Below are 16262 nucleotides of genomic sequence, written 5' to 3'. Positions count from 1 at the left end.
TTTCAGGAAGCAGGCTTGTCCGAGTGGCCCAGGGACCTTCCCGGGGCCACTCGGTCACGTACGACCTGCTTGACCGCCGTGGGCTCCGGGAAGCCCTGCTCCTTGCGGTCCCAGACCACCTCGTCGTCGACGCGGACCACGAAGATCCCGCCCTTGCCGGGCTTGAGCGCGAGTTCCGTCAGCTCCGCCTCGAAGGTGGTGAGCAGCTCCTGCGCCAGCCAGGCCGCGCGGGGCAGCCAGCGGCACTGGGTGCAGTACTCGATCTCGACACGGCCACTCATCCGAGGTGCACCGACCAATCCTGTTCGGCCGCGGGCTTGCCGTGCAGGTCAGGTACCTGCTTGAGCCACGCGGGGCGTCCTTGCTGGTTCCTCGCCGCCCGGAGGGCTTCCTCCGCGGCGAGTTCCTCCCGGGAGGGGAAGTCCGTGGGCAGCCAGGCCTCGGAGGCCTCCACGCGCGCGTGGAGGTACGTCACGTAGGCCTCGCGTGCCTCGTCGGGTGTCGTGAAGTCGGTCAGCCAGGCGTCGGGGACCTCGGCGACGATCCGGCGCAGCAGCTCCCGCGTGACCTTGGGCGCCAGCTCCGCGTCGGCGGCCCGTACCTCGGGGGCGTAGTGGCCGAGGGCGTGGTGCCGGAAGTCGTACCGCTTCGCGGGGTCCGTGGCGTCCCAGCGGTGGTGGAAGACGAGGGCCGCGCCGTGGTCGATGAGCCAGAGGCGCGGGGGCACGGTGCCGAGTGTCGGCCAGACCATCAGGTTCGAGCTGTGCACCGTACGGTCCACGTTCACGGTCAGCGCGTCGAGCCAGACGATCCGGCCCGCCTCCAGCGGATCGACCCGGAAGGTCCTGGCGACCTCAGGCGTGAAGTCGACGGCGCCCGGCAGGTAGTCCATGCCGAGGTTGACGCCCGCGCTGGCGCCGTGGAGCTCGCGCACCTCCTGGTGGGGCTCGCTGTCCGCGATCGCCGGGTCGAAGTGCACGAGGACCAGCTCGGGGAAGCGCAGGCCCAGCGCCCGGGCCAGCTCGCCGACGATCACCTCGGCGACCAGCGCCTTGCGGCCCTGCGCGGAGCCGGTGAACTTCACGACGTAGGTGCCCAGGTCGTCGGCCTCGACGACTCCGGGCACGGAGCCGCCGGACCGCAGCGGGGTCACGTATCGAACAGCAGTCACGTCGCGCAGCACAACGGCCAGGGTAATTCAGATCATGTACGGGCCAGCGGGTTCGGCAGGGGCCGGTAGCGGGCGTCGGCGCCGTCGGCGTTCGTCCAGCGCAGCAGCAGGTTCGTCTTGCCGGGGAGGGTGGGCGCGGTGAGCAGGCCGGCGATCTCGGGGAGGTCGTGTCGGGTGAGTTCGCGGCGTACGGCGGGCCAGGGATCCAGTCCCGGGTGACGCTCGGCCATGGCCGCCGCGACCTCCCACAGATGATTCACGACCAGGGTGTACACCAGCCGCTCCCAGCCGGACTCACGGGAGACGTCCCGCAGCAGCTTCACGCCCTCGGCGTCCCGGAACAGCGCCTGCACCGGGGTGCCGTCCGCGTCGACGGCGACCAGTGTGTTCTGCAGGTGGGCCTCGAGGACGACGCCGTGCTCGGCGAAGGCCGACAGCGCGGGCGGCACGACGGCGCGCAGATACGCCTCCCACCAGGCCGTACCGCCGAACGGGCTGCCTTCGAAGCCCTCGACGAGGCCCGCGGCGAGCAACGGAGTGGCGCCGGGCGCCAGCCTGCCGTGGAACCCGTCGCGCGCCAGGACCGCCAGCTCCTCGAACGCGAAGTCGGCGGTGCGGTAGCCGCGGTCGGACAGCCAGGCGGCGGGGCCCGTGGCGAAAGCGCGGGCGGCCGCCGTATCGGTCCTGCGCAGATTCAGCAGGTCATGGCGCCACAGCCGACGGATGTCGTTCGTGATGCGGACGTCCAGGCTGAACTTCAGGAACAGGTCGCGCTCGGGGGCGTACAGGGTGCGGATCGCGGCCGTCGGCCAGACGTCGAATCCGGTCGTGCCCAGCCGGATCAGCCGGCCGTCGGCGAAGGCGGGCGTCAGGTCGACGAGGTCGAGCTGCCAGGGATGGGCGGGGAGCAGGCGGTACCCGGGCGGGGCCTCGCCGAGGGCGTCCAGGGCCGAGACGTCGCCCTCCTCGACGACCGCGTCCTCGCGCAGTCCGAGCAGCGTCAGCGGGAAGCGGGCGTGGGCCTCCGGGGCGTACGGCAGCCAGGCGGCGACCGGGCCGCCGCCGCGCGCCTTGGGGGCGGGGTGGTAGGGGTGGCCGGTGAGGAGGGACTGCTCGGAGCGGAGGTACGGGTCGTCCGGCGGCGTCGCACGCGCGCGTGCCGTGAGCAACGCGGCGACCGTCTCCCGGCTGTCGATCATCTCGGCGGGCAGTTCGTGGTTGGACTGACCGGTGTGGCGGCGCAGCTCGTCGGCCACGAGCTTGACGAGCTCCGGGTGCCCGATGCGCTGCCAGGTGCCGCCCGTGTGCACCTCGGGGTCGGCGGGCCGCCGCTCGCCGCGCACCCGCAGCAGGCGGCCCGACCCGGGCAGCCGGTGGACCCGCCGCCCGCCGGACCCTCCGTGCGGTTCGGCCACCTCGCGCAGCAGGCAGTTGAGCAGGGGCGCGACCGCCAGGGCGTCGGCGTGTTCCGCGACGTCGGCGGCGGGTGGAGGGTTGAGGTGCACGCGATCCACTCGTTCTCTACGGTCCGTTCAGGACGGTCTCTACGGTCCGTTCAGGCGGGAAGACGATCAGTATGTCTGTCGTCGGTGCCTGCCCCGACGCCCTACTCGTACCCGAGGAGCCCGCCCGTGCACCGTCCCCCCAGCGCCGAGGCCGAGGTCGCCGCCGAACTGGCCGATGTACGCCCCGAACTCGCCTCGCGGTATGCCGCCGAGCTCCCCGGGGCACGGGCTGCCGTGCTGACCCGGCTGTGGCGGGCGCTCGCGTACGAGCCCCTGCCCTGGGTCGCGCGCCGGGAGGCCGGCCGGGAGGGCCTCACCCTGCGTCTTTCCGACGGCCGCCGACTGTACGGTCCGCACGCCGACCCGTTCGCCACCACCGCGTACGTCACCGCCGTACGCCTCGACGAGACGTCGTACGAGGATCCGGCCCGGCTGCTGACCGACCTCTCCGTACCGCACGGTACGTCCTTCGCCGCCGAACTCGGCCACAGCGTCGCCTCGTTGGCGCTGTCACGGGCGGGGCAGGATGACCGCTCGAAGGAGTGGCCCGGGCACGACCGGGAGTGGGAGCAGCGGGTGGTCGACGGGCATCCGTTCCATCCCAACTGCCGTTCCCGGCCCGGCTTCTCGGTCGCCGAGCAACTGGCCTACGGTCCGGAGCACCGGGCGGTCGTCAGGCTGGGGCTGGTGCCGGCGCGGGCGGACGAGTGCCTGGTGACCGGCGGGTGGCCGCAGGGGATGCGGGACAGGGAGCGGCTGCTGATCCCGGTGCACCCGTGGCAGGCCGAGCATGTGCTCAAGCGCCCCCGCGATCCTCAGGGCGACGGGATCGACGCCCACCCGCTGATGTCCCTGCGCACGCTCGCCCTCCCCGAAGGACCGCACGTCAAGACCGCGTTGAGCGCCCGGCTGACGTCCTCGGTGCGGGACATCTCGGTGTACTCCATCGGCCTGTCGGCCAAGCTGTCGGACTTCGCGGAGACCCTGGCGGCCCGCATGGACGGACTTCTGCACGTCACCCGCACGCTGGGGGCCGTCACGGCCAACTCCCCCGATCTGGCGGCCGTGTTGCGCGAGTCGCCGCAGGTGTACGCGAGTCCCGGCGAACGGGTCGTACCGGTGGCCGCGCTCTCCACCACGGACCTGCCCGAATCCCCCGCATGGCGGGCCGAGTTCACGCGTCTCGCGCTCACCGTGGGGCTGCGGCTGCTGGAGCTGGGCGTGGCGCTCGAAGCCCATGGCCAGAACCTGCTCGTGGTGCTGTCGCCGACCGGCTCCCCGGTGCGGCTGGTCTACCGCGACCTCGCCGACATCCGGGTCAGCCCGGGGCGGCTGGCCCGGCACGGCATCGCGGTGCCGGAGCTGACCGGCCGGATCGTCACGGACGACGTACCGGCCCTGCGCCGCAAGCTGTTCGGTTCGCTGGTGGCGGGGGCGCTCGCGGGGACGGCGGGGTCGGGGGCGGCGTTGCGCGGGGCGCTGGAGGCGGTCGTAGGGGAACTGCCGGGCACCGTGGATCTGGCCGCGTTTCGCGAGGAGGCGCTGCCCACGAAGGCGTTGACGCTGATGCGGCTGTCGCCCGGCACACCCGGGGACCAGTGGGCACGGCTGCCCAATCCGCTGGTCACCGAGGTGTTCTGAGCTCGTTTTGAAGCAGGACACCTCTGATCAATAAGATCCGCCGATGATCACAAGAACACGGCTGGCGACCGGGGCCTGCGCCCTGCTCGCCGCGCTCGCGGCCGGGATGGCGTTCCCGGCCGGGGCGGTTGCCGATGAGACCAGTGCGACCGCGCCGAAGGTCGACCTCGTCCTCGATGTGAGCGGCTCGATGCGGGCCCGGGACATCGACGGCCAGTCGCGGATGGCCGCGGCGAAGCAGGCGTTCAACGAGGTGCTCGACGCGACACCCGAGGAGGTCCAGCTCGGCATCCGCACGCTGGGCGCCGACTACCCGGGCGACGACCGCAAGACGGGCTGCAAGGACACCGCGCAGCTCTACCCGGTCGGCCCGCTCGACCGCACCGAGGCGAAGGCGGCGGTGGCGACCCTGGCGCCCACCGGCTGGACGCCGATCGGCCCCGCGCTGCTGAAGGCCGCCGACGACCTGGACGGCGGCGAGGGCTCCAAGCGGATCGTGCTGATCAGCGACGGCGAGGACACCTGCGCCCCGCTCGACCCGTGCGAGGTGGCCCGGGAGATCGCCGCCAAGGGCATCGGCCTGACCATCGACACGCTCGGCCTGGTCCCGAACACCAAGATGCGGCAGCAGCTGAGCTGCATCGCCGAGGCGACCGGCGGGACGTTCACCTCGGTCGAGCACACCGAGGAACTCGCCGACAAGGTCAACCAGTTGGTGGACCGGGCGGCCGACCCGGTGGTGACGCCGGTCGCGACGACGGGCGCGGACCAGTGCGCGAAGGCGCCCGAGCTGAAGTCCGGCCTGTACACCGACCGCGAGGAGTTCGGGCAGCAGCGCTGGTACCGCGTCAAGGTCCCGCACGGCTGGGAGCTGCGCGCCTCGGTGAGCGTCTCGGCCGACCGGGCGGTGAACCCCTCGTACGGTGTGCTGCTGCGGGCGGTGACCGAACGCGGCCGGGAGATCGTCCGCGGTGAGGCGGCGGGCAACGGCCGTACCGATGTGATCTCGACGGGCCTGCGCTACCCGAAGGCCGAACAGGAGGGCGCGGAGGGCGAGCTCGCGCCCGAGACCGTGTGTCTCCAGGTGACCCACTCCTTCTCGGCGGGCTCGGGTGTGCAGGCCTCGCCCGGTCTGCCGCTGGAGCTGACGGTCGACGTCGTGGAGGGGCCGTCGGAGTCGAGCGACGTGGCCGCCTTCGGGCTCGGGCGCGGCTGGTGGCTGCTGGGCGCGCTGGTCCTCGCCGGCTTCCTCGCCGGGCTTGTCTGGGGCTGGGTGTCGCGCTGGCGGATCGCTGTCTGGAGGACCAACTGATGCGGATCACACGTGTGCTGAGCGCGGCCCTGCTGACGCTCGGGCTGGCCGCCGGCCCTGCCGCGGCCGACTCCTCGCCGTCCCCGAGCGCGTCGCAGGACAGTGGCGCGCCGACCGAGGCCGGCACCTCCTTCCGTACGGCGACCGAGATCGAGCAGGGGCAGACGGCCACCGCGAGCGCCTCCACCGGCGACTACCTGTACTGGTCGTTCCCCGCGGACGCCGGGCAGCGCCCCACCGTCAAGGCCACGGTGAAGCTGCCGGACACGCACGCCACGGAGGCATGGCAGATCGACGTGTACGACGGCCTGCGGCGCCGCCAGTCCTGCCAGTACGGGGCCCAGACGCGCACCGCCGCGGCGGACGCCGCCTCGGTGGAGCTGACCTGCGTGCTGCGCACCGTCCGGGCCTGGTCGGAGCCCTGGGCCGACGACCCGCTGCCGGGCACGTACTACCTCCGGCTGACGGCCGTGGACGTGCCCACCTCCGACCTCGGGCTGCCGGTCGACGCCGAGGTGCGGGTCGACTCCAAGGACATCGGCGGCGCGGCGGCGGTGGACGGGGCCCTGGCGGCACCGCTCGTGCCGGGGGCGGGGGTCCTCTCCCAGGGCGACGAGGAGGAGTCGACCAAGGAGGCGCTGCTCGCGAGCCTCGAGCCCAGTGACGGCTGGTCCTCCGGTTGGTGGTCCGACCGGTGGGTGTGGACGGCGTTCGGCGGCGTGCTGGCCGCGCTCGCGGGAATAGGCGGGTACGCGCTGACGCGCGGGTCGGGACGGCCGTCCCGGGTGCCGCCGGGAGCCTGACGGATCGTCAACGATGTGCAGAGCCCGCCGTGCGCATCCGCACGGCGGGCTCTGCGCTGCTCAGACGGCGAGCAGGGCCTTGGCCACCGTGCCGTCACCGCTCACCGTGATCCGCCCGCCCCGCACGGCGTCGGCCACACTCAACTCCCCTCGCGCGAGCGCCTCGCACGTCCCGGCGTCCAGGACCAGTCGCGCGTCCGGCTCCCCCGGAGCGGGCCCGTCGCCGTAGACCGGCCCGTCCTCGGCGCCGACGTACAGATGGAAGTCCCCCTCCTCCAGCCGGACCTCGACGACCCCCTCCCCCGCCCCGCCTGCCGGAAGGGCTCGCAGCAGCGGCAGCGCGAACCAGTGCGCGCGCACGGCGTCGGTGGGGCGCCGCTCGCCGAGCTCTGCCCGGCCCCACTCCCCCAGCGCCTGGAGCACCGGCAGCAACTCCCGCCCGCGCCGGGTGAGTTCGTACACGTACGCCGCTCCGGGCGGGGGCAGCTTGCGCCGCGTGGAGAGGCCGTCGCGCTCCATGTCCTTCAGCCGAGAGGCGAGTACGTCCGTGCTGACGCCCGGCAGATCGGCGTGCAGGTCGGTGTAGCGCCGCGGGCCGGCCAGCAGCTCCCGGACGATCAGCAGGGTCCAGCGGTCGCCGACGACGTCGAGCGCGCGGGCGGCGGAACAGTACTGGTCGTAGCTTCGGCGAGGTGACATGCGACGCAGTCTAGACATGTCGTTGGACTTTCCAAGCCGGAACTTGGTAAAACCAAGCAACACACGAAACCGGAGGGCGAGCGCGCATGGAGTTCCGGCAGTCGAGCAAGCTGAGCGAGGTCTGTTACGAGATCCGCGGCCCGGTGATCGAGCACGCGAACGCGCTGGAAGAGGCGGGCCACAGCGTCCTGCGCCTGAACACGGGCAACCCCGCGCTCTTCGGCTTCGAGGCGCCGGAGGAGATCCTCCAGGACATGATCCGGATGCTCCCCCAGGCGCACGGCTACACCGACTCGCGCGGCATCCTCTCCGCCCGCCGGGCCGTGGCCCAGCGCTATCAGACGCTCGGCCTGGAGGTGGGTGTCGACGACGTCTTCCTCGGCAACGGTGTGTCCGAGCTGGTCTCCATGGCCGTACAGGCGCTGATCGAGGACGGCGACGAGATCCTCATCCCCGCCCCGGACTTCCCGCTGTGGACGGCGGTGACGACCCTCGCCGGCGGCAAGGCCGTGCACTACCTCTGCGACGAGCAGGCCGACTGGTACCCCGACCTGGACGACATGGCGTCGAAGATCACGGATCGCACCAAGGCCGTGGTCATCATCAACCCGAACAACCCCACCGGCGCGGTCTACCCCAAGGAGGTCATCGAGGGGATCCTCGACCTCGCCCGCCGCCACGGCCTGATGGTGTTCGCCGACGAGATCTACGACCAGATCCTTTACGACGACGCGGTGCATCACTCGGCCGCCGCCCTCGCCCCCGACCTGGTGGTCCTCACCTTCTGCGGCCTGTCGAAGACGTACCGGGTGGCGGGCTTCCGCTCCGGCTGGCTCGTCGTCACCGGCCCGAAGCAGCACGCGAAGGACTACCTGGAGGGCCTGACGATGCTGGCCTCCATGCGGCTGTGCGCCAACGCGCCCGCCCAGTACGCCATCCAGGCCGCCCTCGGCGGCCGCCAGTCGATCCGGGAGCTGACCACCCCCGGCGGCCGCCTCTACGAACAGCGCAACGTGGCCTGGGAGAAGCTCAACGAGATCCCCGGCGTCTCGTGCGTGAAGCCGAAGGGCTCGCTGTACGCGTTCCCCCGTCTCGACCCCAAGGTGTACAAGATCCACGACGACGAGAAGTTCGTCCTGGACCTGCTGCTGCGGGAGAAGATCCAGGTGGTGCAGGGTACGGGCTTCAACTGGCCGACCCCCGACCACTTCCGGATCCTGACCCTGCCGTACGCGGAGGACCTGGAGGCGGCCATCGGGCGGATCGGACGGTTCCTGAGCGGGTACCGTCAATAGCGCGGTGCGCGGACGACGGCGCGGGGCGGGGCCGGCAAGTCACGCGGCGCGGGCGACGCCGACGTCCCGCAGCTCCCGCTCCAGCGCCCCCACGGTGAACCGGATCTGGTCGGGCGTGTGGTCGCGGGTGACGAAGAACCGCAGCCGGGCCAACTCCTCGGGGACCGCCGGGTACAGGATCGGGTTGACGCTGACGCCCAGCCCGAAGAGCGCCCGGGACAGCCGCAGCGTGCGCTCCGAGTCCCCGACGACGCACGGCACGATCGGTGTGTCCTGGCTGTCCCCGGTGTCGATGCCCGCCTCGCGGGCCAGGCGCACGAACAGCGCGGAGTTCTCCCTCAGCCGTGCGAGCCGCTCCGGCTCGGCCCGCATCAGCCGCAGTGCGGCGAGGGAGGCGGCCGCGTTGGCGGGCGTCATGCCCGCGCTGTAGACGAAGCCCGGCGCGGTGTACCGGAGGTACTCGACGACGGTGCGGTTCGCGGCGACATACCCGCCGCATCCGGCCAGCGCCTTGGACAGCGTGCCCATCCACAGGTCGACGTCCGCCCGCTCGACGCCGAAGTACTCGCCGACGCCGCGTCCGCGGGCTCCGAGCACCCCGACGCTGTGCGCCTCGTCGACCATCAGCAGCGCCCCGTGCCGGCGCTTGACCTCGATGAGGTCCGGCAGGGCGGCGATGTCGCCGTCCATGCTGTACACGCCCTCGACCACGACGAGCACCCGGCGGTACTGGTGGCGGACCCGGGCCAGGAGGTCGTCCAGGGCGGCGGCGTCGTTGTGCGGGAAGGGGCGCCGGGTCGCGCCGGAGAGCCGGCAGCCCTGCAGGACGCTGTCGTGGGCCAGCGCGTCGTGGACGATCAGATCGTCCGGCCCGACGAGATGCCCGATCACGGTGACGTTGGTGGCGTGTCCGCTCACCATCGTGATGGCGTCCTCGGTCCCGAGTGTGCGGGCGAGTTCGGTCTCCAGCCGCACATGGAGCGGACGGCTGCCGGACAGCAGCCGGCTGGCGGACGCCGACGTGCCGCACCGTTCGACGGCTTCCTTGGCCGCCTCGCTCACCTGGGGGTGCGTGGCCAGGCCCAGGTAGTTGTAGCCGGAGAAGGAGATGAGTTCCCGGCCGTCTACGACCGTACGGTCCGTCATGCCGCCCTCGTGGACCAGGAAGTAGGGGTTGGGCAGCTGGAGTCGGCCCAGTATGTCCATGCGGTCCCGGTGTGCGGTGACCTCCGGGAAGCATTCGATGCGGGTCTGCTCGTCGGCGGGTGCGGGGACCGCTGGGGCGGGGGCTGCGGGGGCAGCGGGGGCAGCGGGGGCAGCGGGGGCAGCCACCGTGAGAGTGGGCGGTGTGACCGGTTCGGCCGTCTCGGCGGTGCCCGTGATCATCGCGACGACGCTTCCGACCGTCGGCCGGGCGCTTCCCTCGTCGACCGTCAGGGACGGCCACCGACGCTTGAGCGACGCGAACAGGTCGGTCAGCATCAGCGAATCGAAGCCGAGTTCCTCGACCAGCAGTTGGTCGCGGCGCAGATGGTCCACCGGGTACGCGCTGATGCGGGCGACCTGTTCGAACACGGCGTCCTCCGCCTCGGCGCGGGGTTCGGCGTCCGGTGGGGCGCACGGCTGGGAGGACGGGGCGGGAACGGGGGCCGGAACGAGGGCGGGGGCGGGTGCGGGGGCGGGAACGGGAGCGGGAGCAACGGCCGCGGGCAGTGTCTCGCTGAGGCGCCTGAGAGCCGACACCTGCTGCTGGATCAGGTCGAGCAGTTCGTACATGGGGTTTTCCTTGTTCGGGTCGTTTGTCGACGTGTCGGTCGGGTTCGGAACCGAGGCAATGGGGCGGGGCTCGTCGCACGCGGGCTTCGGCTGCCGCACCCAGTAGGACCGTGCCTCCAGCCGCGCCACCGGCAGGTCCAGCAGCCGGCGGTCCCGCTCCCGCACCAGGGCCCGGGGGTCGACCGGGACGCCCAGGACCGCGAGCCGGCCAAGGGCCCGCAGGAATCCGTACGCGTCGTCCGGCGCCGTGCCGTCGGCGGCCACGACATGCACGTCGCCCTGGCCCGCGAGATTGCGGCGGACCGAGGTGAGGAGCGAACCGCCGCCCGCCACCTGGAGGAAGACGCGGGCTCCCGTGTCGTAGGCGCTGCGCACGGCGTCGCCGAAGCGGACCGGCGCGGACGCGTGACGTGCCCACAGTTCGCGCAGCCGCCCGGGCTCCTCGCACACCGTCCCGCTCACCGCCGAGACGAACGGCAGGCGGGGAGCGGCGAGGGGACGCCGCGCGAGGTCCGCGCGCATGACGTCGTCGGCCCTCGCGAGCCGCGGGGAGTGGAAGGCGTTCGACACGTTCAGCGGCGCCGTCACGACGCCTGCCTCCGCGCAGACGCGTCGCAGCGCGCCGAGCCCCTCCGCACTGCCGCTGACCACGATCTGCCGCGGCTGGTTGAAGCAGGCGAGCCAGACGTCGTCGATGTCCCGCACGAGCTCACGGCAGGTCTCCTCATCGGTCTGCACGGCGAGCATCCCGCCGCGGGGCTCGGCCTCCGCCTCTCGGAGCACCGCACCGCGGTGGGCCAGCAGCCGTACGGTCTCGTCGTCGGTGAGGACGCCGGCCGCCGCGGCCGCCGCGAACTCCCCGACGCTGTGGCCGAGTACGAGGTCGGGAGCGACCCCGCACGCGGCCAGCAGCCGGGTGGCGGCGATCTGCACGGTGCCCAGCAGGGGCTGGCACACCTCCGTGCCGGTCAGCCGCAGCCCGAGTTCCGTGTCCTCGTCGACGCCGTCGGACGTCCCGCCGTACAGCAGACCGGCGACATCCACGCCGGCGGCCTGCCGGGCCACGGCGCCCAGTTGGTCGACGGTCCGCCGGAACTCGGGGAACCGTTGGTGGAGGTCGCGCATCATGCCCGGCCGCTGACTGCCCTGGCCGGGGAAGAGGAGGGCGAGGCGCCGTTCGGCGGGCGGCAGCGGAGCGTCGGCGGCGTAGGCACCGTCGCCGAGATCGCCCCGGGCGCCGTCGGCCAGCTGCCGACGTGCCCGCCGCAGCCGCTCGGTGAACTCGGCCGGGTCGGCGGCCACGATCGCGAGCCTGCTCGGCAGCGGCTCGCGGCCGCCCAGGGTGTGGGCCACCGCGGCCATCGACGGCGCGGGTGTGTGCTCCAGGGTGTCGAGCAGCGCCCCGATGTGCTCCTGGAGCGCCTCCTGCCCGCCTGCCGAGATCAGGGCGAGGTGGGGCTCGGCCGCGGACCTGGTGCGGACCGGCCGTGGTGCGGGGGCCGGTGCCGGGGCCTCCTGGAGGACCACGTGGACGTTCGTACCGCCGAAGCCGAACGAGCTGACGGCCGCGCGGCGCGGGACGTCGCCGCCCGGCCACGGCCGGGCGGTGTCGGCGACACGCAGCCCCGCGGCGTCCAGCCCGAGCTCCGGGTGGGGGCTGAAGTCGGGCTGCGGCACGACCGTACGGTGGTGCACGACCAGGGCCGTCTTGATCAGCCCGGCGATACCGGCCGCGGACAGCGAGTGCCCGATGAGTGCCTTGCCCGAGGAGAGGTGGCAGGGGGCGGGGTCCCCGTCCGCGTGCTCGGTCCGCAGCCGACGCAGCGCTTCCACCTCGACGCGGTCGCCGACGGAGGTGCCCGTGCCGTGGGCCTCGATGAAGCCCACGGCGGAGGGCGAGACGCCCGCGTCGGTGTAGGCGCGGCGCATGGCCCGCAGCTGGCCGTCGGCGGTGGGCACCAGGGGCCCGGGGGCGGTGCCGTCGTTCGCCGAGCCGATGCCCTTGATGACGGCGTAGACCCGGTCACCGGCGGCGAGTGCGTCCCGCAGCGGCCGGACGACGACGGCGCCGGCGCCCTCGCCGAGGACGAAGCCGTCGGCCCGCTCGTCGAACGGGCGGCACACCCCGTTGGCCGACAGCGCGCCCAGGCGGGAGAAGCCGACGAGGCTGTCCGGGGTGAGGCTGAGGTACACACCGCCGACCACGGCCGTCGTGCAGGACCCGCTGCGCAGGTGGAGTACGGCCTGGTCGAGGGCGATCAGGGCGCTGGAGCAGGCGGCGTCGACGGCGAAGCTGGGGCCGCCGAGGCCGAAGTGCCGGCTGACGGTGGCGGGCGCCATGTTGAGCAGGCTCCCCGGCAGGGCGAAGGTCTGGACGGGGCCGAGCTGCTCGTTGGCCCGGTCCTTCAGCGCCTGCACGAGGCCGGAGTCGGCGAAGCCGCCGAGCGACCCGTCGGCGAGGGCGATGGCCCGTAGGCGGGCCGTCATGAGCTCCTTGTAGTCGGACACCGACAGGCCGAAGAAGACGCCGGTGTTCTCCCGGTCGAAGCCGCCCCGGCCCATCCCGGCGTCGTCGAGGGCCTCGCGGGTCACGTCGAGCATCAGCCGGTGCTGCGGGTCCATGGCCTCGACGCGGCGTGGCGGCAGGCCGTAGTGCAGGGCGGCGAAGCGGTCCACCTCGTCCAGAAAGGCGACCTGGTCGGTGTAGGCGGAGTCGGCGGCGCGGCGGTCGGCGGGGGCGTGGAACGTGTCGTGGTTCCAGCGGTCCTCGGGCACCGGGGCGAACTGCCGCTCTCCGCCGAGGAGGAGCTGCCAGTAGGCCTGGCTGTCCCGGGCGCCGGGGAAGCGGCAGCCGAGTCCGACGATGGCGATGTCATTGAGGGCGGTGTCATTCACGGCGGTGCCGTTCACGGCGATGTCATTCATGGCGATGTCATTCATGGGGAGACCTGCTTTGGTTCGGTGGCCCGAGGCGGGCGGGCGGTGCGGGAGGGGGCGTGGGAGAGGGGATCGGGGGTGGCGGCGGCGGGGGCCCGGGCGGGGGCGGGCGGGCCGGCGTCCTGCCTCCGAGGGCACGCGGCGCCCACCAGTTCAGGCGGCCGGCGAGCCGCATGAGCGCCGGTACGAGGACGCCGCGCACGAGGGTCGCGTCGAGGAGGACGCCGAAGCCCGCGCCGATTCCGAAGAACTGCAGCAGGGCCACCTCGGAGGTGCCGAAGCCCAGCAGGGTGAAGGCGAGCAGGGCGCCGGCGGCCGTGACGATGCCGCCGGTGCGGGCGACCCCGGTGACGATCGAGTCGGCGGTGTCCTGCCCGGCGTCGTGCGCCTCCTTGATGCGGGCCAGGACGAAGACCTCGTAGTCGACCGAGAGCCCGAAGACGATGCAGAACAACAGCACCGGCATGGTGGTGCTGAGCGGTCCGGGGGTGAAGCCGAGCAGGGTCTGCAGGTGTCCGGTCTGGAAGATCCACACCATGGTGCCGAGCACCGCGGCGAGGCTCAGGAAGTTCAGCGCGATCGCCTTGAGCGGAAGGAGCAGGCTGCGGGAGAAGCAGAACAGCAGCACGAACGTGCCGGTGGTGATCATGGCGCCCGCCAGGGGCAGCCGCCGGGCGATCGTGTCCTTGGCGTCGACGAGCACCGCACTGGGACCGCCGACGTGGATGTCGGTGCCCGCGGGCGTGGGCGTCCTGCGGATGTCACGGACCAGCCGCTGGGCGGCGTCCGAGCGGGGGTCGGCCGACGGCACCACCGAGAGGATCGCCGGAGCGCCGGAACCGGACAGCACGAGGCCGTTCGCGGCGCTGCCGGGCCCGGTCACCCGCTCGCCGTCCCGCCACACTCCGGACGGCCCCGTGACCTCGGCCACGCCCGGCAGGGCGGACAGCCTCGGGGCGTAGTCGAGCGCGACCTCGGGGGTGGGGCTGGTGGTGAACACGGTGAGGGCACCGGCGTTCCCGCCGCCGAACTCGCCGCGCACGAGGTCCCCGGCCTGCCGGCTGGACGCGCTTCGCGGCAGCGCCCGGTCGTCGGGGGTGGCGAATCCCGCGTGCGTGAACGGCGCCGCGAGCACCGCCAGCAGGGCCAGGACCGGCAGCGCGGCGAGCAGCGGACGGCGTACGACGATCCGGGCCAGCCGCTCCCAGAACCGCGAGGCGGAGCCGGCCCTGGCCCTGCGGCGCCACGGCACCGCCCAGGCGTTCACGCGCCGTCCGAGCAGCACCAGCAGCGCCGGCAGGACCGTGGTGGCCGCCACCGCCGCGAGGACCACCACGGCGATGCCCGCGTAGGCGAAGGAGCGCAGGAAGTACGGCGGGAAGACCAGCAGGGTCGACAGCGCCGCACAGACCGTCGCGGCGCTGAAGAAGACGGTGTGTCCCGCGGTGTTCACCGTCCGCCGGACGGCGTCGCGCGGCGGGTGTCCGGCGGTGAGCTCCTCCCGGAACCGGGAGACGATGAGCAGCCCGTAGTCGATGCCGAGGCCGAGGCCGAGCGCGGTGGTGAGGTTCAGCGCGAACACCGACACATCGGTGACGCTGCCGAGCAGGCTGAGGATCAGCAGGGTCCCGCCGATGGCCAGGACCCCGATGAGCAGGGGCAGGGCCGCGGCCACCACACTGCCGAACACCAGGATCAGCAGCACGAGGGTGCCCGGCAGGACGACGGCCTCGGCCCGTTTCAGGTCGGCGGCGGTGATCTCCTGCATCTCGGCCTCGGCGAGGGCCGCACCGCCCACGTGCACCGTCAGGGCGGACGGTCCGTCCGCGGGCCGGGCTGACAGGGTCTCGCGCACCTGCTCAGCGCGGGGGCCGAGCTGCTCCGCCTCGCCGTCGATGTGCGCGAGCAGCAGGGCCGAGCGGCCCTCCCGGCTGCGCAGCTCGGCCGCTCCGCCGCTCCAGTACGAGGACACGTCGCTCACATGCGGCTGGGCGGCGAGTCGCCGGGTCAGTTCCCGCCCGGCATCGCGGGCGGCGTCGCCGTCGACACCGTCGTGCGGGGCCCGCGCCACCACGATCAGGTTCGACGCCGTCCCCCGGTACTCGGCGGTCATGCGGGCCGCGAAACTCGAGTCGGACGAGGGGTCGTCGTACCCCTGCGTCTTCAGGCGGCCCGTCGCTTCCGCGCCGACCACCACCGCAAGGACGAGGAAGCCCAGCGCGGCGAGCAGGACCAGTCGGGGACGACGGGTCGCCACGGCACCCAGCCAGCGGTACATCCGTCCTCCTCTCCGGTTCGCGTCCCGCTGCGGCGGTCGCACGGGCGGATGTCTGCCACGGTCTCCCGCGCCCGGGGAGGCGCCCCAGCCCCGACTGTTCGTCACTTGACGGCGGGCGGGTCATCCGTTACGCGGCCACTGGACGGCCGTCCGGCCCAGTCCGCCGGGCGGGCCGCCGCGCCGCTGTGGCAGGGTGCCGGGGAGGCGAGCTGGAAGGGTGCGCACGTGGCTGACCTCTTTCTCGTCCGGCACGGTGAGACCGAGTGGTCGCGGTCCGGGCGGCACACGGGATGGACGGACGTGCCCCTGACCGAGCACGGACGGGACGAGGCGCGCCGGCTGGTGCCGCTGGTCCGCTCGCACCGGATCGCGGCCGCGTTCGTCAGCCCTCTGCAGCGGGCGCGGGAGACGGCCGAGCTGATCGGCCTGCGCGACGGTCGGGTCGACGCCGATCTGCGGGAGTGGGACTACGGCGGGTACGAAGGGATCACGACCGTCGAGATCCAGCACGAACGGCCGGGCTGGTTCCTGTTCACGGACGGGGTCGCGCCCGGGCCGCCCGACCATCCCGGGGAGAGCCCGGAGCAGGTCGGCGAGCGTGCCGACCGGGTGCTGGCCCGGGTGGAAGCGGCAGCCGCCGCCCACGACGGGGACGTGATGCTCGTGGCGCACGGGCATTTCCTGCGCGTGCTCACGGCCCGGCGGCTCGGGCTGCCGGCGACGGACGGGGCGCTGTTCCAACTGGCCACGGGGGCGCTGTGCCGGCTGGGCACGGAGCACGGGCGGCCGGTGATCGCCGAGTGGAATGTCAGACCCGGGTCGTAGCCTTCCCAGCAGACAGGGCG

At 73.2% G+C, this 16262-nt stretch carries 11 protein-coding genes; 5 read left to right on the top strand and 6 right to left on the bottom strand.

The genetic code is table 11. From position 1 onward, the window contains the following. Window positions 1-2: 2 nt before the first annotated feature. Genes EJ357_RS37630 through EJ357_RS37620 form a run of 3 tightly spaced genes read right to left on the bottom strand, consistent with a single transcriptional unit; the run spans window position 3 to window position 2676 of the window. The gene (locus EJ357_RS37630) at window positions 3-281 is read right to left on the bottom strand and encodes a SelT/SelW/SelH family protein (RefSeq protein ID WP_126396136.1); all 279 of its coding nucleotides are present in this window, start codon (window positions 279-281) and stop codon (window positions 3-5) included. Next, window positions 278-1183 carry a HipA family kinase gene (locus EJ357_RS37625; RefSeq protein WP_126396135.1) on the bottom strand — a complete coding sequence of 302 codons (906 nt, stop codon included), beginning with the start codon at window positions 1181-1183 and terminating at the stop codon, window positions 278-280. The genes EJ357_RS37630 and EJ357_RS37625 overlap by 4 nt, the downstream gene beginning before the upstream one ends. A gap of 20 nt (window positions 1184-1203) precedes the next feature. Continuing rightward, a complete protein-coding gene (locus EJ357_RS37620; protein WP_407698439.1) occupies window positions 1204-2676 on the bottom strand; it encodes an IucA/IucC family protein in 1473 nt (490 codons plus the stop codon). Window positions 2677-2802: 126 nt separating this feature from the next. Here EJ357_RS37620 and EJ357_RS37615 point away from each other — a divergent pair, with 126 nt between their 5' ends. Genes EJ357_RS37615 through EJ357_RS37605 form a run of 3 tightly spaced genes read left to right on the top strand, consistent with a single transcriptional unit; the run spans window position 2803 to window position 6432 of the window. Then, window positions 2803-4317 (top strand): IucA/IucC family protein, encoded by a 1515-nt coding sequence (locus EJ357_RS37615; RefSeq protein WP_126396133.1) that lies wholly within the window; start codon window positions 2803-2805, stop codon window positions 4315-4317. 43 nt (window positions 4318-4360) lie between these two features. Beyond that, window positions 4361-5629 carry a VWA domain-containing protein gene (locus EJ357_RS37610; RefSeq protein WP_126396132.1) on the top strand — a complete coding sequence of 423 codons (1269 nt, stop codon included), beginning with the start codon at window positions 4361-4363 and terminating at the stop codon, window positions 5627-5629. Further along, window positions 5629-6432 (top strand): hypothetical protein, encoded by an 804-nt coding sequence (locus EJ357_RS37605; RefSeq protein WP_126396131.1) that lies wholly within the window; start codon window positions 5629-5631, stop codon window positions 6430-6432. Before EJ357_RS37610 ends, EJ357_RS37605 begins: the two co-directional genes overlap by 1 nt. A gap of 60 nt (window positions 6433-6492) precedes the next feature. On the opposite strand, the gene EJ357_RS37600 is transcribed toward EJ357_RS37605, so the two are convergent. Continuing rightward, the gene (locus tag EJ357_RS37600; protein ID WP_126396130.1) at window positions 6493-7131 is read right to left on the bottom strand and encodes a winged helix-turn-helix transcriptional regulator; all 639 of its coding nucleotides are present in this window, start codon (window positions 7129-7131) and stop codon (window positions 6493-6495) included. Between the two features lie 86 nt (window positions 7132-7217). On the opposite strand from EJ357_RS37600, the gene EJ357_RS37595 reads away from it, so the two are divergent. Beyond that, window positions 7218-8426 carry a pyridoxal phosphate-dependent aminotransferase gene (locus EJ357_RS37595; RefSeq protein ID WP_126396129.1) on the top strand — a complete coding sequence of 403 codons (1209 nt, stop codon included), beginning with the start codon at window positions 7218-7220 and terminating at the stop codon, window positions 8424-8426. Between the two features lie 39 nt (window positions 8427-8465). Here EJ357_RS37595 and EJ357_RS50315 read toward each other — a convergent pair whose 3' ends face one another. Together EJ357_RS50315 and EJ357_RS37585 are read right to left on the bottom strand one after the other, a co-directional pair. Beyond that, window positions 8466-13142 (bottom strand): type I polyketide synthase, encoded by a 4677-nt coding sequence (locus EJ357_RS50315; RefSeq protein ID WP_267132820.1) that lies wholly within the window; start codon window positions 13140-13142, stop codon window positions 8466-8468. Beyond that, a complete protein-coding gene (locus EJ357_RS37585) occupies window positions 13135-15417 on the bottom strand; it encodes an MMPL family transporter (RefSeq protein WP_126396128.1) in 2283 nt (760 codons plus the stop codon). Before EJ357_RS37585 ends, EJ357_RS50315 begins: the two co-directional genes overlap by 8 nt. A 225-nt stretch (window positions 15418-15642) precedes the next feature. On the opposite strand from EJ357_RS37585, the gene EJ357_RS37580 reads away from it, so the two are divergent. Next, window positions 15643-16242 (top strand): histidine phosphatase family protein, encoded by a 600-nt coding sequence (locus EJ357_RS37580; RefSeq protein WP_126396127.1) that lies wholly within the window; start codon window positions 15643-15645, stop codon window positions 16240-16242. Window positions 16243-16262: the final 20 nt, after the last annotated feature.

This window comes from Streptomyces cyaneochromogenes, from assembly GCF_003963535.1.
Taxonomy (GTDB): domain Bacteria; phylum Actinomycetota; class Actinomycetes; order Streptomycetales; family Streptomycetaceae; genus Streptomyces; species Streptomyces shaanxiensis.
The sequence above is the reverse complement of the archived record's forward strand: the minus strand, read 5'-3'. Positions and strand labels throughout refer to the sequence as shown.